We start from the raw sequence: 19,230 nt of genomic DNA, 5'->3' as shown, positions 1-19,230 counted from the left end.
GACAGTAGACATGTATAGTATGTGTAGTACATCGTTATATTAAGAAGGATAGGAGGGTTTCATATGTTTAAAACTATACCTTTTGCCAAAGGTGTCAATTTGCATATCCGACAAACGACCCAATTTAAAACCGTAAATTTTTCAATTAAATGGAGAAGAGCATTAACGGCTAAAAGTGCATCGGAACGTACTGTATTAACCAATGTCCTGCAGCATAGTAATGCTAAATATAAAACAACCGCTGCTTTTCGAAGCTTTTTAGACGATCTATATGGCACTGTTTTATATTTTGATACGTCTAAAAGAGGGAATGAGCATACAGTCCTCATGAATGTGGAGACTGTAAATGATCACTATTTAGCAAATACAAGTGTGTTAAATGACGTACTTGGTTTACTGCATACGGCTATTTTTGAGCCTAATTTAGAAAATGGAGTCTTTAAGGAATCCATTGTGGAACGAGAAAAGAAGACAGTTATACAACGTATTGAATCTATTTTCGATGATAAATCTCGCTTTGCTCAATTCCGCTTACAGCAAATCCTAAGACCAAATGAACCAGCATCTATTTCGGCAAATGGTAGTGTCGAGGAAATTCAAAAAATTACACCTTCCTCCTTATTTGAGGCTTATCAATCCATGCTAGCTAACGATAAAATAGATATTTATGTTGCTGGGGATATTAATGAAGAGGAAATTGTAGCGAAATTAAAAAAAGCGCTACCATTTAATGATCGTACGCCTGAAGAAGTGCCAGCCGTTCTTCCGCAACAGCACCCTCAAAACGATTATGTTCGAGAACAGCATGAGATGAAGCAAGGGAAGCTTCACATTGGCTTTAGTACGCCTGTAAGATTTGGTAATCCAGACTTTGCTAAAATGCAGATTTTTAATGGTATTTTCGGTGGTTATCCACATGCAAAATTATTTATGAATGTTCGTGAAAAAGAGAGTCTGGCTTATTATGCTTCTAGCTCCTATGCTTCACATTATGGTCTTGTATTTGTAGTTTCTGGGATTGAGGCTAAAAATGAGGAAAAGGCGTTATCTTTAATTAAAGAACAGCTTATGACAATGCAGTCTGGTAACATAACAGATTTAGAACTAGAACAAACAAAAGCTATGCTCACGAATCAATTAAAAGAGTCCTTGGATTCTGCCCGTGGACAAATCGAAATTTTTGATCAGTATAAAGATTTACCGGAGGAGTTCTCTGTAGAATCTTGGGCAAATAAGTGGAAAGCTGTGACGAAGGAAGATGTTGTGGACATGGCGAAGCAAGTGCAGCTTGAAGCGGTCTATTTCTTAAGTGGAAAGGAGCAAGCCGCACAATGAAAACAATTGAATTTAAGCAACTAGATGAAACCCTTTATTATGAAAAGCTTGAAAATGGTTTAGATGTATATATATTGCCGAAAAAAGGTTTTTCTAAAACATTTGTAACTTTTACAACGAAGTATGGTTCTATTGATCGCACGTTTATACCGATTGGTCAAACAGAAAGCATTACTGTGCCAGATGGAATCGCTCACTTCTTAGAGCATAAGATGTTTGAAAAAGAAGATGGAGATGTCTTCCAAAAGTTCAGTGAATATGGTGCTTCTGCTAACGCCTTTACATCGTTTACGCGTACGGCATACTTATTCTCTTCAACTGATAACATTTACAAAAGTACTGAAACGTTATTGAATTTTGTACAGGAGCCATACTTTACAGAAGCGACTGTCAACAAAGAAAAAGGAATTATTGGGCAAGAAATTACTATGTATGATGATCAACCAGATTGGCGTTTATATTTTGGTACGATTGAAAATATGTATCATCATCACCCCGTAAAAATTGATATTGCTGGGACAATTGAATCGATTGATGGCATTACGGCGGATCATTTATATACGTGCTACAATACGTTTTATCACCCATCTAATATGCTATTATTTGTGATTGGTGCGGTTGACCCAGAGGAAATGATGACTTTTATCCGTGAAAATCAGGGTAAAAAAGAGTTTTCTGAGCCTGCATCCATTGAACGTTTCTTTGAGGAAGAACCAACTGAGGTAGCGATTAGCGAACGAACATTAAACATGGATGTACAAAAGCCTAAGGTTTATGTTGGATTGAAGGCAAAAGAAACCAATTTGTCAGGTCGAGAAATGTTAAAGCATGAGCTATCTGTTCAAATTGCGCTGGAACTTATTTTTGGACGTACATCTAATTTTTATGAACGTGTTTACGAAGAAGGTTTAATTGATGAAACATATGCGTTTGATTTTACATTAGAAAATGGTTTTGGATTTGCAATGATTGGTTCTGATTCTTCAGAGCCTGATAAATTAACATCGGCAATTAAAGAAGAATTGGCCAAATTTGAAGGGAATTCACAATTTGAAAGTGCTGATCTTGAACGTATTAAACGCAAAAAAATTGGTTTCTTCTTACGTGCTTTGAATTCTATAGAATTTATCGCTAACCAATTTACTCGTTATTCCTTTAATGACATGAATTTATTTGATGTTGTACCAGTTCTTGAGGAATTAACAATTGATGATTTGTACAAAGCGTTTGTCTCAGTTCAGGGTGAATCTCAACAAACCGTGTTTAAAATTTTACCAAGTAAGCAGGATGCCTAGTGAAAAAGTTTGCTCTTGTACTAGGTGCTTCAGGTGAAATTGGTCACGCTATTTGTCATAGCTTGGCTGAAGAAGGCTGGTCTATCTATTTACACTATTCAACTAATAAAAATGCTGCAGAAACTTTATGCGATACACTTACTAAAACTTTCCCTGCACAAGAATTTATGCTTGTACAGGGGGATTTTTCAATTGTAACAGGAGCAGAAATGGTAGCCGCACAGATTTTTAATGTGCAGGCTATTATTTTCGCAAATGGACAAGCGCATTATTCGCTGCTAGAGGATACAACAGTGGAAGATATGGACGCATTATGGAGAGTCCATGTTCAAAATCCGATGAGGCTGACAGCTTTACTATCTGAAAAGCTTCGTCAGCATGATGTCAGCTATGTATTATTTATCGGCTCTATATGGGGAGAAGCTGGATCTGCTGGGGAGGCGCTGTACGCAACTGTAAAAGGAGCACAACATGCATTTGTTAAATCCTACGCAAAGGAAGCAGCATTATCTCGTATTCGAGTAAATGCCATTGCTCCGGGCTTCATTAATACATCGATGAACAGTCATTTAAGCAAAGAGGAGCTTAATTATATTTTGGAGGATATTCCTCTAGGCTCAATTGGACAAACAATAGACGTGGCTGAGATGGTTCGTTTTTATTTGTCTGGGAAAGCCGATTACGTGACAGGACAAATCATTCGATTAAATGGTGGTTGGTACATATAATCTTCTTTTTTACACATACTACATGTGTAAAGGAGGAGAAACATATGACCATTTTAGAAAACTGGCAAAAATGGACATCGTTTTTAGGACAAAACGTTATGCAAGCTGAATCAAGTGGCATGCCTAAGAAAATGATTCAAGCAGCTGCTGTCCAAATTGGTGAATATTTAGCTTCAAATGTAGATCCTAAAAACGAGCAAGAGCGAGTGCTGTCGGATTTATGGGGCGTTGCCTCTGAAGATGAAAAGCATGCATTGGCGAATTGTGTCGTTAAGCTTGTCCAAAATAAGCATGTGCAATAAAAAAAGAGGAGAGCTTATCTCCTCTTTTTTCTATATAAAAAATTTATTTTTTGTGAAAACGGGAACGTATGTAAGCCTTATTTCTATGCATTCAAAAAAAATAGTAAGTTTTTAAAAATAACGCCGCAATTCCATGTATTCTAACTTTCCATTACATAAAAAATCAGCTATGATGGAACTTATAAAGGATTTTTTACGTTAACTAATAGGAAGGGAACGAGTGTGTTGAGCGATTGGTACTTTGAATATGAGATTCAGGTGAATCGCCCTGGATTATTAGGAGATATTGCTTCACTTTTAGGGATGCTTCGTGTCAATATTATTTCAATCAATGGTGTCGATGAGGATCGGCGTGGTATGTTAGTGCATACAGACAACGATGAGGCAATTGAACGTTTTCGTACAATTGTTTCGACAATGGAACATATTAACGTAACCAAATTTCGACAACCAAAACTTCGAGACCGCTTAGCTATTAGACACGGTCGTTATATTCCAAGAGATGCAGACGAAAAAAACACTTTCCACTTCGTAAGAGATGAACTTGGTATTTTAGTCGATTTTATGGCCGAACTCTTTAAAAAAGAGGGACATAAGCTGATTGGTATCCGTGGCATGCCACGTGTTGGTAAAACGGAGTCTATAGTAGCAGCAAGTGTTTGTGCCAATAAAAAGTGGATTTTTCTATCATCCACGATGATAAAACAAACGGTTCGTAATAAATTAGTGGGGGATGAATTTAGTCGTAATAATATCTTTATTTTAGATGGTATTGTGACTCGTCGTTCATCTGATGAGCGACATCTACAATTAGTGCGTGAAATGATGAATATGCCATGCATCAAGGTTGTAGAGCATCCAGATATGTTTGTTCAGCATTCCGAATATAAAATAGAGGATTTTGATTATATTATTGAATTACGTCATCACACAGATGAAGAAATTACTTATGAAATAATGGAAAAAAATCATATGTCCGAATCCGATTCATTTGGTGGATTTAATTTTTAATTTGATGTTAAAGTAGGTGTTATTAGTGGCAGAATTAGGGACTCGACTGAAAGAGGCGAGACTGTCTAAAGGCTACAGCTTAGACGATTTACAAGAAATAACGAAAATTCAAAAGCGTTATTTAGTAGGAATTGAAGAGGGCAATTATTCCATTATGCCTGGCTCGTTTTATGTACGAGCTTTTATTAAACAATATGCAGATGCGGTTGGTTTAAATGCAGAAGAAATATTAGAGACTTATAAAAATGAACTGCCAAGTACTCCAAATGATCAAGTTAGTCAATCTATCACGAATAGTCCAAGCAGAAGAAAGGTCACGAAAGGCCCTTCCAATAAAATGATGGAGGCAATGCCGAAAATCATTGTTGCGTTATTTATTGTCGTAATCATTGTAGCAATATGGGTGCTATGGCAATCTAAAAACAGTCCAGGGACAAGCGAAGGCAACACAACGTCTCCTGAAATTGAATACGATACGAATGTTAAGCCTATTGATAGTGCGAAAGATAAGAAAGAAAAAGAAGAAAAAGATGCTCTGAAAAATGACCAAAAAGATACAGATTCTAAAGAAGAAACACCAACTGATGAAGATCAAACTGATCAAACTGAAGAGATCAAGCAAACCATTTCCGCGGGTACTGTTGAAGCAGATGGAGAAACAACTTCATACACGTTAACAGGTACAGATACACTGAAACTGAAAATTGAGGTTTCAGGTCCTACATTTGTTGGTATTCGTAATCAACAGCAACAAGAATTATTAACGGATACTCGTGTTTATAATGCTGGTGAAGTGGTAGAATTTGACGCGACGACTCAAAATTATGTTCGTATCCGTCTTGGTAATTCTACGCAAGCTAAAATCTATATTAATGACGAGCTTCTCACATATGCACAGCAAGTTGTAACTCAAAATATCGTCATCAATTTCAATAAAGAACAGTAGTCATCATGTGATGGCTACTTTCTTTCATCATGAAAGGTGTTAGAAAAATGAACATACCAAATAAAATTACCATCTCACGAATCTTGCTTATTCCATTTTTTGTCATTGTTATGATGTTTGATTTTGGCTGGGGAACATTGACTCTATTTGGGGCAGAGATGCCAATCCATCATTTTATAGGTGCACTTATTTTTATTTTAGCTTCGACAACTGATTGGGTAGATGGTTATTATGCACGTAAGTATAATCTTGTGACTACATTTGGGAAATTTTTAGATCCCTTAGCTGATAAATTACTTGTATCAGCAGCGTTTATTTTAATGGTAGAGCTTGATATGGCACCAGCCTGGGTGATTATTATTATTATTAGCCGTGAATTCGCTGTTACGGGTTTACGCCTTATTTTGGCAGGTGGAGGAGAGGTCGTAGCGGCCAATCAGCTTGGCAAAATCAAGACTTGGGCACAAATAGTAGCAATCGCTGCTGCGCTTTTACACAACACAATTTTCGAACTCATTGGTATTCCTTTTGATATGATAATGCTATATGTAGCATTGTTCTTTACGCTATGGTCTGGGTGGGACTACTTCTACCTTAATCGACGTGTTTTACTTGAGTCTAAATAAGAAAGGTCTTGTGAATCATGAATGCTGAAATTCTAGCGGTGGGCTCAGAGCTATTATTAGGTCAAATTACGAATACAAATGCGAGATTTATCTCGAACCAGTTATCCGAGCTAGGCATTAATGTTTTTTACCATACAGTAGTTGGTGATAATGCAAAACGTTTAGAACAAGCTATTGAAGTGGCAGAATCTCGTGCAGATTTAATTATATTTTCGGGAGGACTAGGACCTACGAAAGATGATTTAACAAAAGAAACGATTGCTCGCCATCTCGGTGTTTCTCTTGAGTTTGATGAGGTAGCATTAACTTATATTGAGCAGTTTTTTGCCAAGCGAGGACGTCCTATGACGGAGAATAACCGGAAACAGGCTTTAATTCTAGCTGGAAGCGAAATACTAGCCAATCACCATGGAATGGCGCCTGGTATGATTTTCAACAATAATAATCATACGTATATCTTACTTCCAGGGCCACCAAAAGAGCTTGAGCCTATGTTTCAATTTGAGGCGAAGCCTAAACTTGCCGCGATGCTTAATGATGGAGGGATTATTGCCTCACATGTGATGCGTTTTTATGGCATTGGTGAAGCCGAACTTGAAGTTCAGGTACAGGATATTTTAGATGCTCAAACAAATCCAACCGTCGCTCCACTTGCGTCGGATGGTGAGGTAACATTGCGCGTAACAGCAAAGGCAGAAACAGAACAGCAAGCCCAGCAACTTATTGCAGCCAAAGTGGCTGAGATACAAGCCCTTGTTGGTGACTATCAGTATGGTATGGATGATGATTCACTTGCTTCAAAGACAGTTGAAATGCTCTTAGATAATCATCTTACTATTTCTGCTGCGGAAAGTTTAACAGCAGGATTGTTTCAATCGGAGCTTGCAGAAATTCCAGGGGTAGGGGACGCACTCATTGGAGGTGTTGTGACCTATGCGGCAGAAGCAAAAGTAAAGCATCTTGGTATTTCACAAGAATTAATAGATACGCACGGCGTTGTTAGTGGTGAATGTGCTGCTGCAATGGCAAGTGCAGTTCGGAAACAATTTGGTACAAACATTGGAATTGGGCTAACAGGGGAAGCAGGGCCTACAGCACATGACCATCAGCCAGTAGGAACGGTTTGGATTGGTATTGCCATCAATGATGAGGAGCCACTTACATACTTACTTCATTTATCTGGTATGCGAAATACAAATCGACTTCGTGCAGTGAAATTTACATGCCATTATTTAATGCAGCTTTTAGAAGAACGCGGTTATACAAAACGATATTAACATAGAGTGAAAATAGGAATTTGGGTAGAGAAAAACTATCCAAATTTTTATTTTGTATAAAAATCGAATAAATGTTCGCTTTTTTCTTGCGTGTTTTCTCAAAAACAAGTATAGTAGAGATAGACAAACACAGTGAACAGTTTTCGAAGGAGGAAAATGAATGAGTGATCGTAAAGCAGCCTTAGAACAGGCTTTAAAACAAATTGAAAAGAATTTTGGTAAAGGTTCAATTATGAAACTCGGTGAAAAAACCGATTTAGAAATTGCCACATCGTCAAGTGGATCACTAGCACTTGACGCTGCATTAGGCGTAGGTGGTTATCCACGTGGACGTATTATTGAAGTGTATGGTCCTGAATCGTCAGGTAAAACAACAGTTGCTTTACATGCTATTGCTGAAGTACAAGCAAAAGGTGGACAAGCAGCATTTATTGATGCAGAACATGCATTAGACCCTATCTATGCTCAAAAATTAGGTGTCAATATTGATGAGCTATTATTATCACAACCAGATACAGGGGAGCAAGCACTTGAAATTGCAGAAGCACTAGTTCGTAGTGGTGCAATTGATATTATTGTTATTGACTCCGTTGCTGCTCTAGTGCCAAAAGCTGAAATTGAAGGAGATATGGGGGATTCTCATGTCGGCTTACAAGCCCGCTTAATGTCACAGGCATTACGTAAACTTTCAGGTTCTATTAACAAATCAAAAACGATTGCTATTTTCATTAACCAAATTCGCGAAAAGATTGGGGTAATGTTCGGAAACCCTGAAACAACACCAGGTGGACGTGCCCTTAAATTCTACAGCTCTGTACGTTTAGAAGTTCGCCGTGCAGAAGCTATTAAGCAAGGTAATGATATTGTTGGTAACCGTACGAAAATTAAAATTGTCAAAAATAAAGTAGCGCCGCCATTCCGTACAGCTGAAGTTGATATTATGTATGGAGAAGGTATTTCTAAAGAAGGCGAAACAGTTGATTTAGGTGTAGAATTAGACATCGTGCAAAAAAGTGGTTCTTGGTATGCCTACGGTGATGAGCGTCTAGGTCAAGGGCGAGAAAATGCAAAACAGTATTTAAAAGAAAACCCTGCTGTTTTGGAAGATATCTCGAACAAAATTCGATCCTCTTATGGTATTGCAGCTTCTTCCTATACAATTGCTGCGCATGAAGAAGACGAGATGGATGAAGAATTAATGTCACTTCTTGATGAAGAATAATCAAACGATTGCATTGTTCCCAATTTATTAAGGGAACAATGCTTTTTTTGTCTATAATCTAAAATTTTTACACATAATAAGATAGAAGCTATATGCCTCAGAAATTATTTCTTATGTACTGGGTGGACGTAAAAGGTATAAAAGGTAAATTTTTTTCTAGTGTAAAAGTTATAGGAAAAAAATTCACTGAATGGATAGGACTTACTTTTTTTCTGTTTAGAGGGCGAACAGGTGCCCGACTATCCTTGACAGAGCTGATGGCTAGCTATACAATTAAATATGTATAATTTCTGAATTATGACTTTAAATAGGCAGTACATTTTATCTTCATTTAGCAAAAGTTTTATAGTTAAATATCCTTTTCGAAGGATGTCAAAACGCCTACTGAATGCAGATAATACCTTTGGTCAATTAAACGGATTTTGTTTTAAAGGCTAACAAAATCTTGTACAATTTGCCAAGGGACATAGATGTATGCGCCGACTGAAACTGTAATACCCAAATAGCAAGAGGAGGTGTTCATATGGATGGAATTACTATCATCTCCGCTTTGCTTGGACTCATCGTTGGTGCCGCTGTTAGCTATATCTACATGAAAAAAGTGAATGACTCAAAAATCACTGGTGCTAAACATGTCGCTGAAACAATCGTTGAAGAAGGAAAACGAGAAGCGGAGGCATTAAAGAAAGAAGCACTACTTGAAGCCAAAGATGAAACTCACAAATTTCGTACTGAAGCCGAAAATGACATTCGTGAACGTCGTTTAGAACTTCAAAAACAAGAGAACCGTTTATTGCAAAGAGAAGAGAATCTTGATCGCAAGGATGATACTCTAAATAAGAGAGAAGCAAGCTTAGAGCGTAAAGAACAAGCTCTAGCTGAAAGACAACAGCATATTGAACAGATGGAGAGCAAAGTGGACGAGCTCGTTGCATCACAAAAAACAGAACTAGAACGTATTTCTGCTTTAACTAGAGAAGAAGCAAAATCAATTATCTTAAATGAAGTAGAAAAAGAGCTAGCAACTGATATTGCTGTGATGACGAAGGAAGCTGAGACACGTGCAAAAGAAGACTCAGATAAAAAGGCACGTGAAATCTTATCATTGGCACTACAACGATTTGCTGCAGACCATGTAGCTGAAACAACAGTATCTGTTGTAAACTTGCCAAATGATGAAATGAAAGGTCGCATCATTGGTCGTGAAGGCCGTAATATTCGTACGTTGGAAACGTTAACAGGCATTGATTTAATTATTGATGATACTCCAGAAGCGGTTATTTTATCAGGCTTTGATCCAATCCGTCGTGAAACGGCTCGACTTGCACTTGAAAAACTTGTACAGGATGGTCGCATTCACCCAGCTCGTATTGAAGAAATGGTGGAAAAATCTCGTCGTGAAGTGGATGAACAAATCCGCGAAACTGGTGAGCAAACTACATTTGAAATTGGCATTCATAACTTACATCCAGATTTAATGAAAATTTTAGGCCGCATGAAATATCGTACAAGCTATGGACAAAATGTTCTCAAACATTCAATTGAAGTCGCGCATTTGGCAGGTTTACTGGCAGCTGAATTAGGTGAAGATGTGGCGTTAGCTCGTCGCGCAGGCTTATTACATGATATTGGTAAAGCCATTGACCATGAGGTAGAAGGTAGCCATGTTGAGATTGGCGTGGAATTAGCAACAAAATACAAGGAACACCCAGTCGTTATTAATAGTATTGCTTCGCATCATGGTGATACAGAAGCAACATCTGTTATCGCGGTATTAGTTGCGGCAGCTGACGCATTGTCAGCAGCTCGTCCAGGTGCACGAAGTGAAACACTTGAAAACTATATCCGCAGACTTGAAAAATTAGAGGAAATTTCAGAAAGCTATGATGGCGTAGAGAAATCTTATGCAATTCAAGCGGGACGTGAAATCCGAATAATCGTACAACCTGAAAAAATTGATGATTTAGCTTCTCATCGTCTTGCACGTGATATTCGCAAGCGTATTGAGGAAGAATTAGATTATCCAGGTCATATTAAAGTAACAGTCATTCGCGAAACTCGTGCTGTAGAGTACGCGAAATAATATTGAAAGTTAGAGGTTTCTCTAGATTCATATCTAGAGAGCCTCTTTTTTAATTTAGCCAGAGTCATGTTTGAGGAGCATCCATCATAAAAAAGAAAAAGGCTAGATTTTCTGCAGATGGATTAAAGAAGAAAGATGTGATCAAAATGATAGATCTTCATGCCCATATATTATTTGATGTGGATGATGGACCTAAAGAAGAAACGGATTCCTTAAACATGTTGAGGCAAGCTGCACGGGAGGGGATCACAGATATAGTCTGTACCTCACATGCTATGCATCCACATTATCATGTCCCATATCGCAAGGTAGAAGCGCTAGTCCATTATTTACAACAGTTACTGCTGCAACAAAAAATCCCAATCACCCTCCACACAGGACATGAAGTTCGTTTACATGATGAGCTTTTGGCTCATCTTCAGCAAAAGCAACTTCATACATTAGCTCACACCCACTACATTCTATTAGAGCTTCCTTCAACTACAATCCCTGCTTATACGAAAGAGATAATTAGACGTTTAAAATGTGCTGGATATATACCGATTTTGGCACATCCTGAACGAAACCTTGCTATTAGAGAAAATCCGAAAAGACTTGATGACCTCATCCATGAAGGCGCATTTACACAAATAACGACAGGTAGTTTAACAGGCTTATTTGGTAAGGAGGTGCAGCGACTATCATTGGCTTTAGTAAGAGCAAATTACATTCATATGATTGGCTCTGACGCCCATAATGTAAGCACAAGAACGTTTTGCTTCCAAGCGGCACTTCAATATCTAGAGAAAAAGAATGAAATAGAGATGGTTGAGCGACTCCTCATGAATAATGCAAATGTTTTAGCTAACAAGCCTATCATGCGATTTGAACTTGAGGATATTGTTGTGAAGAAGCGGTGGCTTTTATTTTGATAACGTATGTAGAATTGAGTGTGAGAATAATATGAAACTATTCATCACATTAATGTTTAGCGCTCTTATTTTAATGAGCCTTATGCAGCCCGTCGATGGCATTTACCATAAATTATCTTTAGTTCTCAGCCTTTTTATAATTAGTATCTCTATACTTTGTCATAAAAAAATTATTATTCAAAATGTACAAGCTAGTATTTTTTTTAGTATGTATACGTTCTTTTGTATCATTGCAGCAGGGGTAAACCAAGATATGAATTTATTGAAAAATAGTCTTCAATTATATTGCATGTTTTTAGCAGTTTCTATTTTCTTTAATGACCTTGTGAAAGAGCATGTCATGGATATTGTTGTGAATAGTGTTTTAATAGCCTATGTCCCATTTATATTTGTATGTTTCCAACAAGCGCGCTATATGTTTGGAGGGTTTGCAGGTGTATTTGAGAATCCCAATACCATGGGGTTTTCTATGATGGGGTTAGTGGTTGTTGTACTTATAAGACTCTATCAGCTAGCCGTGAAAATATTACATGAACGACAACAGCCGAAATTAATTTTATTATTTGTTTTTTATACGACGATATATTTAATTTGTATGTATATCATACTGCTTTCGAATGCACGTACTTCATTGTTCACGGCTGCACTAGTGACGATTGTAGTAATTGTTTCTAGTATCAAAAGCTTGAATAAAGCCTTCCTGCCATTCCTAAAGTTTAGTGCTCTTTTTGCAGGTACTGTTCTAGTTGTATTAATAGCTTTCTTGAAAATGAATAGGATGCAAGATGCTGTACAAAGTATTTTATTAAAAATGGAAAAAAAGTCTACGAATATGACAGATGGCCGCCTTGAAATTTGGCAATATGTTTTTGAGCATGTTCAATTTTGGGGGCATGGTGTGGAATCATTATGGACTATAGGTGTATCTCATGCTCACAATACATTTATGAATATTTTACAGGAAGCGGGTCTACTGGCATTGATTAGCTATTGCTGTTTTTTGCTAGCCATTGCTAAAGGCTATCGCCGAATGAATGCCCAGCTTACCGTTTTGATGACGTTAATTATAGTTGCAATGTTAGGGGTTTCTACATTTGAAATTCTTTATTTTAACGTGCTCCATATTCTTGTGTTTGTTGTAAGTGGTAGCTTGAGAGATACGGACAAAAAGACGACATTGACCGAATAAGCGATAGGCTTGTTTAATATACTTTATTAGCATTGCAGCTATCTGCCTACATTAGGAGGGATCCATTTTGTGAATGAAGAAATGACAATTCAAAGTCTAGTAAAAGTATGGCAAAAACGCTGGTTCTTCATCCTAATACTGATGATACTGTCCATTGGCATTGCTGTTTTCATTAATTATTTTCTTCAAACACCTATTTATGAAGCGGAAACTCAATTATTGGTCAATCAAAAAAGCTATGAGAATCAGCAACTAATAGGAGCGCAGAATGTTGATACGGACCTTCGTTTAATTAATACGTACAATGTTATTATCAAAAGTCCTGTTATTTTAACAAAGGTAATTGATGTCCTAGCACTAGAAACATCTCCCGAAACATTAATGAAGCAAATAGAGGTTTCAAGCGCCAATAATTCACAAGTGGTTAATATTCGTGTACAGGATGAAGATGAAGCAAGGGCTGTGAAGATTGCCAATACGATAGCTGAGATTTTTAAAGAGGAAATTCCTATTTTAATGCATGTGGACAATATTAATATTCTCTTTGTTGCCCAATCCAGTGAACATCCAGTACCGGTGAAACCCAATAAATTGCTGAACCTCCTAATAGCGACTATTGGTGGTTTCAGCTTGGCACTCGTGCTCGCTTATTTTTTAGAAACGCTTGATAGGACGATTAAAACAGAGCAGGATATCGAGGAAATATTATCATTACCTGTGATTGGAGTTGTCAGTAATATTGAATTACTCAATAGTAAAAAATCAAGAGCCGGGGGGTCCTCCTAATGCTGTTCAAAAGAAAAACAAAAAAAATCCCAATGGCTCGCAAGCTGGTAACAGTTTCCGATATGATGTCAATTCCTTCTGAGCAATATCGCACCATTCGGGCGAATATTAAATTTTCGCAACCCAATCAAGATGTTAAAACTATTCTAGTCACCTCCTCTATCGCAGGTGAAGGAAAATCGACCAATGCGGCTAATATCGGTGTTGTGTTTTCACAGGAGGGAAAACGTGTCCTCATTATTGATGCTGATATGCGTAAGCCCACGCTCCATCATACATTTTATCTTGATAATGTTTTTGGCTTATCATCTGTATTATCACGTCAAGCGACCTTACAAGAGGTGATTCAAGCAACCTTTGTAGATGGTGTGGAAATCATTTCGAGTGGCGCTATCCCCCCTAATCCAACAGAATTATTAGCCTCTGAAACTATGACTTTATTGTTGCACGAAGTGAAAGAACGCTACGATATTGTGATGATTGATGCACCACCATTACTTTTTTTATCGGATGCACAAATTTTATCTAATAAATGTGATGGTACTCTTTTAGTTGTTAATACGGGCACAGTAGGAAAAGCAGCTGTTGTAAAATCAAAATCCATCTTAACGATTGCTAAAGCCAATATATTAGGTGTCATCTTGAATAATTATAAAATGAAGGGCAGCACGTACGAGCAATATTATGGAAAAGAATAAAAGGTGGAGAATGACATTGAAAAGGGTTTTGCATATTATCCCCACTACTGATTATGGCGGTATAACGACCATGATTGTAGATACTTGGATGAATGTTAATAAATTTTCATACCATTTTGATTTTGTGTCATTTAATAAGGGGACTTATCATGAAATTCTCTTACAGCAAGGTTCGAAAATATTTTACGAAACGTATATTACCGAGCAAGGTCCACTTTCTTATATGCGGAATATTTATAGGATTATAAAACAATATCAATATGATGCCGTTCATGATCATACAGGCTACCGAGCAGTTTTTACCATGCTAGCAGCTCGTTTAGCAGGTGTATCATGTCGTGTATTACATAGCCATACGAATGTTGCTGAAGAATGGAACAATAAAGCTCTGTTAGCATTGTTGAAAAGGCTAAGCGTTGGAAATGCCACGAAATTGGTAGCGTGTAGTCAAAAAGCGGGTGAATTTTGCTTTCATAAAAGACCCTACGAGGTTATTGCCAATCCAATTGATATGCAGAAGATAAAGCGTTTATCGCCAGAAGAGAAAAAGAGTTTAGCAGAAGATTTAGGGATTCAAGATGGGGATTTAGTAATTGGGCATATTGGTCGCTTTGTACCTGTGAAAAATCATTCCTTTTTAATTGAGCTTGCTGTTAAATTAAAGCAACAAAACATTCCATTTAAATTGCTTTTGATAGGAGATGGCCCCTTAGAGCAGGAAATTCGCCTTCTCGTCAAGGAACAAAAAGTAGAGGATTATGTTCAATTTTTGGGACCACGGGCAGATAGTATTAAGCTCCTTCAACTCATGGATAAGTTTATTTTACCGTCTTATTTCGAGGGCTTTGGCATTGTATTATTAGAAGCTCAAATTTGTGGTACACCAGCCATCGTTTCTTCCACACTGCCAAAAGAGGTAGATCTTAATGTGGGATTACTACAGTATTTAGAGCTACAGGGAGATATTAATAGTTGGCTGCAAGCTATTATAAAAATGAATGTAAAACCAAATCCGCAAATTATTAGGAAGAGTCTTAAAAATAAAGGTCTTGATGCAGAAGAAATAGCAATTAGATTATGTGCGCTTTACACATAGCTAGTAAACTAATTCAAAGGATGAGACTATCCAAAAAAAAATTAAAATTACTCATATCATCACTACCACAGGTCTTGGCGGAGCAGAAGCAATGCTTTACCGTCTTTTACAAAACGTGGATAGGGACATGTATGAGATAGAGGTTATTTGTCTAACAGAGATAGGAACTTATGGTAAGTATATTGAACAACAATTAAACATCAAAGTAACAATATGTGATATGCGACGCAGTATGGGAATTGCCTTTGTTCGTTGTTATCAACGATGTCGAGAGAGTGATATTATTCAAACTTGGATGTATCATGCTAATCTTCTTGGATACATTCTTTCAAAATTACTCAAAAAGAAATTAATTTGGGGTATTCACCATAGTAATTTAAATAAAGATGACAATAAACGAAGGACAATTTTTATTGCGAAGCTTTGTGCAAAATTATCTAAACATGTGGACGCTATTATTTCTTGTGGTCCAAAGGTGAAAGAAATCCATGAAGCTATTGGGTACAAGAATAAGCAGCACCGAATTATTGTAAATGGTGTAAATACAGATTTTTATAAGCCTAGTAAGAAGCGTCAATATTATTTGGAGCGATTCAACATAGTGAACCAACCTATTTTATTGCATGTAGGTAGATGGGACCCTTTAAAGGATTATGAAAATTTGCTGGCAAGTTTAAAGCAGTTAAAGCAAAAACGACAAGATTTTTATATGTTTTTAGTTGGCTATGAGATAGAAAGCTCTAATGAGGTATTGCGGCAAATGATTGAAAACGCGCAGTTAGAGCAGTTTACATTCCTATTAGGTAGTAGAGACGATATTCCACAATTAATGGCTGCAGCTGATCTATTCATTTTATCATCTTCTGGAGAGGGGCTACCGAATGTGTTGGTAGAGGCACTTGCCAGTGGCACTTGCTGTGTGACTACAAATGTTGGGGATTGTGAATTTTTAGTAGGGAATTATGGAGAGGTTGTACCATCTAAGGATGCGGTCGCTTTATCGAAAGCCATCAATAGGGCATTAAATTACGATTCAAAGACATATGAACAAAAAGCTAATCTTGGTCGTGCACATGTTTTAGCAAACTTTGAAATTAAGCATGTGGCAGAGCAATATCAATCTCTATATCCCGCTATTATTCAAAGAAAAGAATGAAAGCCAATCCTCACTAACAGAAAGGCGTGCACATGAAAGAAATTAAGATTGGAGCCATTCTTTCGTATCTTACAATCGGCTGCACTATGATTTCTTCCCTTCTTTTTACACCCTTGATGATTTCGCTTCTTGGTCAGAAAGAATTTGGATTATATTCTTTAATGATTGTGCTTGTTGGCTATCTTTCTATTTTAGATTTAGGGCTGGGCAATGCGATTGTACGCTATATTGCTAGAAATAGAGCAATTGCGGATAAGGCATTAGAGGCATCATTAAATGGATTTTTTTTGAAGTTATTTATTAGTATTGGCTGTCTTACATTATTGATAGGCTTTTTCCTATTTTCACAGGTAGAGATGATTTTTGGACAAAGCTTATCAGGAGATCAATTAGCCAAAGCCAAAGTAATGGGCTATATAATGACCATTAGTGTAGCGGTGCAATTCCCACTAGGTGTTTTTACTTCCATCTTACAAGCATATGAAAAATTTATTTTTATTAAATTTACAACATTACTACAGGTGATTGTACAGCCTTTGACAATGTTGTTTTTTCTGTTACAGGGAACCGATGCGGTGACGTTAATCTATATTATCGCTGTTTATAATATTCTCTTTTTAGTAATGGATGCCATTTATTGTATGAAGGTCTTATCCATTCGATTTACTTTTACTTTGAAAAACAAAAAGCTGATAAAAGAAATTTTTATCTATTCATTTTTTATTTTCATTACAGTCATCGTTGATAAAATCTATTGGCAAACGGATCAAGTGTTATTAGGCATATTAAAAGGAACTGAGGATGTTGCAATTTATGCAGTGGCTATGCAAATAGTATTAATATTTATGTCACTAGCTTTAGCCATAAGTGGATTATTTCTACCTCGTATTTCTATGCTTGTCACAAAAGAAGAAGGGTTATTAGAAATTAACCAATTATTCATTAAAGTGGGCGCTATTCAGTTTTTAGTAGTGGGATATATGCTCGGTGGATTCTTTCTTTTTGGAAAAGAATTTTTATTACTATGGTTAGGCAAAGATTTTTTGGCCATCTATGCGATTGTTCTTATTATTATGGTGCCATTCAGTATTGATCTCATACAAAATTTAGGTATTAATGTGTTGAAAGCGAAAAATCTTTTTAAATTTAGAACGATTTTATTAATGATTGTGGCGCTGGTCAATATGATTGTATCCATACCAGTTATCTTTTTTTATGGGAAAATTGGCACAGCAATTATTACGGCATGTTCTTTATTTATAGGAAATGTAGTTATTATGAATATTTATTACTATAAAAAAATTGGTTTGGATATTTTGGGTTTTTGGCGGACCATTAGCAGGCTAGTTCTAGCATTTATTTTGGCTATTTGCTGTAGTCAGCTTCTATGGGATTTAACGAAACCTCCCACCATTTGGAGCTCTATCATCCTTTATATTTTTTATTATACAGTTTTGATAGGCGGGAGCCTTTTCTCTATTGGCATGACAAAAGAGCAGAGAAGAAGGTGGATAGAGTCATTACGTAAAGGAGGGGCAAAATTTTGGTCTTAGTGAGTGTGATTGTCCCTGTCTATAATGCCGAGAACTATTTGAACAAATGCCTTACGAGTATTTGTCATCAAAGTTTAAAGGACATAGAAATTATTACGATTAATGATGGTAGCGATGATCAATCATTGTCGGTTTTAAAAAATTTTGCACAGAAGGACACTCGTATAACTGTTTTAGATATTGACAATGGTGGTGTTAGTAAGGCAAGAAATTTAGGCATAGAACAAGCTAATGGACAATATATTACTTTTGTTGATGCGGATGACTGGCTAGAGCTAACTATGCTGGAAGAACTGTATCACGCCTGTAGGCTGACAGGTAGCAATATTGCTAAATGCGATTTATTTTGGCAGGAGGAAGTGGGAAGTAGGCAGCTATATTATCCTTCAAAGACATACTATACTTATAGTGCAACTGTTTGTTTAAATAAATTATTTACAGAAATAGGTGAAAAGCACTTTGGTTTTGCCAGCTGTAAACTATATAAAAAATCCTTTATAGATTTGCATAGGCTAAGATTTGATGAAGCGATGAATTTTGCAGAAGACACGTTGTTTCTATCGAGAGCAGTAATAAAAAATCAATCCATCTGCTACGTCCCAAGACAGCTTTATTACTATAATGTTGACAATCAAAATTCACTTACAAGCAGGGCTATGAGCAATATAAGAAACAATTATGATTTGTTGTATAAAAAGCTTTTTGAGGAATTACAAAATGGAGAAGTTTATGAGGAAGTAAAAAATAGCTTTTTAAATTACCAATTTGAAGGGCTCCTTGTTATTCTCCATCAATGTCCAACTAATCCGCAGGCCATTAAAAGTGCCATTCAATCCTTTTTACTAGCATACCCAGCTGTTTTGAAGGTGAAGCTTATCAACCGTAATCTAAAACAGATTATCTTTTTAAAGCTCATAAAAATGAATTGGCTTACATTATCCTCTACACTCATCTACATAAAGGTGAAAAGAGCCAAAGTGATATAATGGCCAGATTTTTATTTTATTTTGCTTAAT

Annotated in this window: 18 protein-coding genes; all 18 read left to right on the top strand. The window is 36.7% G+C overall.

What is annotated here, in order from left to right; genetic code table 11:
* The first annotated feature begins 63 nt into the window (after positions 1 to 63).
* The 18 genes from yfmF (at position 64) to AC3CH7_RS04660 (ending at position 19,200) form a co-directional block, all read left to right on the top strand.
* Positions 64 to 1,335, top strand: coding sequence for an EF-P 5-aminopentanol modification-associated protein YfmF (gene yfmF / locus AC3CH7_RS04745; protein WP_012293324.1), 1,272 nt, complete (start codon positions 64 to 66; stop codon positions 1,333 to 1,335).
* A complete protein-coding gene (yfmH, locus tag AC3CH7_RS04740) occupies positions 1,332 to 2,630 on the top strand; it encodes an EF-P 5-aminopentanol modification-associated protein YfmH (RefSeq protein ID WP_012293325.1) in 1,299 nt (432 codons plus the stop codon). The genes yfmF and yfmH overlap by 4 nt, the downstream gene beginning before the upstream one ends.
* Positions 2,630 to 3,358 (top strand): elongation factor P 5-aminopentanone reductase, encoded by a 729-nt coding sequence (gene ymfI, locus AC3CH7_RS04735; RefSeq protein ID WP_012293326.1) that lies wholly within the window; start codon positions 2,630 to 2,632, stop codon positions 3,356 to 3,358. The genes yfmH and ymfI overlap by 1 nt, the downstream gene beginning before the upstream one ends.
* 44 nt (positions 3,359 to 3,402) lie before the next feature.
* On the top strand, positions 3,403 to 3,660 hold the full coding sequence (locus AC3CH7_RS04730) for a DUF3243 domain-containing protein (RefSeq protein ID WP_008178933.1): 258 nt from the start codon (positions 3,403 to 3,405) through the stop codon (positions 3,658 to 3,660).
* 225 nt (positions 3,661 to 3,885) lie between these two features.
* Positions 3,886 to 4,671 carry a DUF3388 domain-containing protein gene (locus AC3CH7_RS04725; protein ID WP_008178931.1) on the top strand — a complete coding sequence of 262 codons (786 nt, stop codon included), beginning with the start codon at positions 3,886 to 3,888 and terminating at the stop codon, positions 4,669 to 4,671.
* A gap of 16 nt (positions 4,672 to 4,687) precedes the next feature.
* Positions 4,688 to 5,617, top strand: coding sequence for a helix-turn-helix domain-containing protein (locus AC3CH7_RS04720; protein WP_012293328.1), 930 nt, complete (start codon positions 4,688 to 4,690; stop codon positions 5,615 to 5,617).
* Between the two features lie 47 nt (positions 5,618 to 5,664).
* Positions 5,665 to 6,243, top strand: coding sequence for a CDP-diacylglycerol--glycerol-3-phosphate 3-phosphatidyltransferase (gene pgsA, locus AC3CH7_RS04715; RefSeq protein WP_031419015.1), 579 nt, complete (start codon positions 5,665 to 5,667; stop codon positions 6,241 to 6,243).
* Between the two features lie 17 nt (positions 6,244 to 6,260).
* On the top strand, positions 6,261 to 7,520 hold the full coding sequence (locus tag AC3CH7_RS04710) for a competence/damage-inducible protein A (protein WP_012293330.1): 1,260 nt from the start codon (positions 6,261 to 6,263) through the stop codon (positions 7,518 to 7,520).
* A gap of 160 nt (positions 7,521 to 7,680) precedes the next feature.
* Complete coding sequence (recA, locus tag AC3CH7_RS04705) at positions 7,681 to 8,742, top strand: recombinase RecA (RefSeq protein WP_031419019.1); 1,062 nt, start codon at positions 7,681 to 7,683, stop codon at positions 8,740 to 8,742.
* Positions 8,743 to 9,265: 523 nt separating this feature from the next.
* Positions 9,266 to 10,825: a ribonuclease Y gene (gene rny, locus AC3CH7_RS04700; protein ID WP_012293332.1), complete on the top strand. Its 1,560-nt coding sequence runs from the start codon at positions 9,266 to 9,268 to the stop codon at positions 10,823 to 10,825.
* A gap of 146 nt (positions 10,826 to 10,971) precedes the next feature.
* Positions 10,972 to 11,736, top strand: a complete 765-nt coding sequence (locus AC3CH7_RS04695) for a tyrosine-protein phosphatase (RefSeq protein ID WP_447402738.1) — start codon at positions 10,972 to 10,974, stop codon at positions 11,734 to 11,736.
* A gap of 253 nt (positions 11,737 to 11,989) precedes the next feature.
* Entirely contained in the window at positions 11,990 to 12,925 is a 936-nt protein-coding gene (locus AC3CH7_RS04690) for an O-antigen ligase family protein (RefSeq protein WP_227256913.1), read from the top strand.
* A gap of 69 nt (positions 12,926 to 12,994) precedes the next feature.
* Positions 12,995 to 13,711 (top strand): YveK family protein, encoded by a 717-nt coding sequence (locus tag AC3CH7_RS04685; protein ID WP_012293335.1) that lies wholly within the window; start codon positions 12,995 to 12,997, stop codon positions 13,709 to 13,711.
* A complete protein-coding gene (locus tag AC3CH7_RS04680; RefSeq protein ID WP_012293336.1) occupies positions 13,711 to 14,409 on the top strand; it encodes a CpsD/CapB family tyrosine-protein kinase in 699 nt (232 codons plus the stop codon). Before AC3CH7_RS04685 ends, AC3CH7_RS04680 begins: the two co-directional genes overlap by 1 nt.
* Before the next feature lie 10 nt (positions 14,410 to 14,419).
* Positions 14,420 to 15,505, top strand: a complete 1,086-nt coding sequence (locus tag AC3CH7_RS04675; RefSeq protein ID WP_036167475.1) for a glycosyltransferase — start codon at positions 14,420 to 14,422, stop codon at positions 15,503 to 15,505.
* A gap of 28 nt (positions 15,506 to 15,533) precedes the next feature.
* Positions 15,534 to 16,661, top strand: coding sequence for a glycosyltransferase (locus AC3CH7_RS04670; RefSeq protein WP_332873419.1), 1,128 nt, complete (start codon positions 15,534 to 15,536; stop codon positions 16,659 to 16,661).
* Positions 16,662 to 16,693: 32 nt separating this feature from the next.
* Positions 16,694 to 18,214 carry an oligosaccharide flippase family protein gene (locus AC3CH7_RS04665; protein ID WP_488381598.1) on the top strand — a complete coding sequence of 507 codons (1,521 nt, stop codon included), beginning with the start codon at positions 16,694 to 16,696 and terminating at the stop codon, positions 18,212 to 18,214.
* Positions 18,214 to 19,200 carry a glycosyltransferase family 2 protein gene (locus AC3CH7_RS04660; RefSeq protein WP_036167629.1) on the top strand — a complete coding sequence of 329 codons (987 nt, stop codon included), beginning with the start codon at positions 18,214 to 18,216 and terminating at the stop codon, positions 19,198 to 19,200. The genes AC3CH7_RS04665 and AC3CH7_RS04660 overlap by 1 nt, the downstream gene beginning before the upstream one ends.
* Positions 19,201 to 19,230: the final 30 nt, after the last annotated feature.

It is taken from the genome of Lysinibacillus sp. F12, assembly GCF_057773605.1.
Note: the sequence above shows the minus strand (reverse complement) of the source record. Positions and strands in the feature narration are given on the sequence as shown.

Excerpts from the sequence above, each read along its gene's own strand:
- yfmF (WP_012293324.1), top strand. The coding sequence starts at position 64 with ATGTTTAAAACTATACCTTTTGCCAAAGGTGTCAATTTGCATATCCGA.
- yfmH (WP_012293325.1), top strand. The coding sequence starts at position 1,332 with ATGAAAACAATTGAATTTAAGCAACTAGATGAAACCCTTTATTATGAA.
- AC3CH7_RS04730 (WP_008178933.1), top strand. The coding sequence starts at position 3,403 with ATGACCATTTTAGAAAACTGGCAAAAATGGACATCGTTTTTAGGACAA.
- pgsA (WP_031419015.1), top strand. The coding sequence starts at position 5,665 with ATGAACATACCAAATAAAATTACCATCTCACGAATCTTGCTTATTCCA.
- AC3CH7_RS04710 (WP_012293330.1), top strand. The coding sequence starts at position 6,261 with ATGAATGCTGAAATTCTAGCGGTGGGCTCAGAGCTATTATTAGGTCAA.
- recA (WP_031419019.1), top strand. The coding sequence starts at position 7,681 with ATGAGTGATCGTAAAGCAGCCTTAGAACAGGCTTTAAAACAAATTGAA.
- rny (WP_012293332.1), top strand. The coding sequence starts at position 9,266 with ATGGATGGAATTACTATCATCTCCGCTTTGCTTGGACTCATCGTTGGT.
- AC3CH7_RS04695 (WP_447402738.1), top strand. The coding sequence starts at position 10,972 with ATGATAGATCTTCATGCCCATATATTATTTGATGTGGATGATGGACCT.
- AC3CH7_RS04690 (WP_227256913.1), top strand. The coding sequence starts at position 11,990 with ATGAATTTATTGAAAAATAGTCTTCAATTATATTGCATGTTTTTAGCA.
- AC3CH7_RS04680 (WP_012293336.1), top strand. The coding sequence starts at position 13,711 with ATGCTGTTCAAAAGAAAAACAAAAAAAATCCCAATGGCTCGCAAGCTG.
- AC3CH7_RS04675 (WP_036167475.1), top strand. The coding sequence starts at position 14,420 with ATGACATTGAAAAGGGTTTTGCATATTATCCCCACTACTGATTATGGC.
- AC3CH7_RS04665 (WP_488381598.1), top strand. The coding sequence starts at position 16,694 with ATGAAAGAAATTAAGATTGGAGCCATTCTTTCGTATCTTACAATCGGC.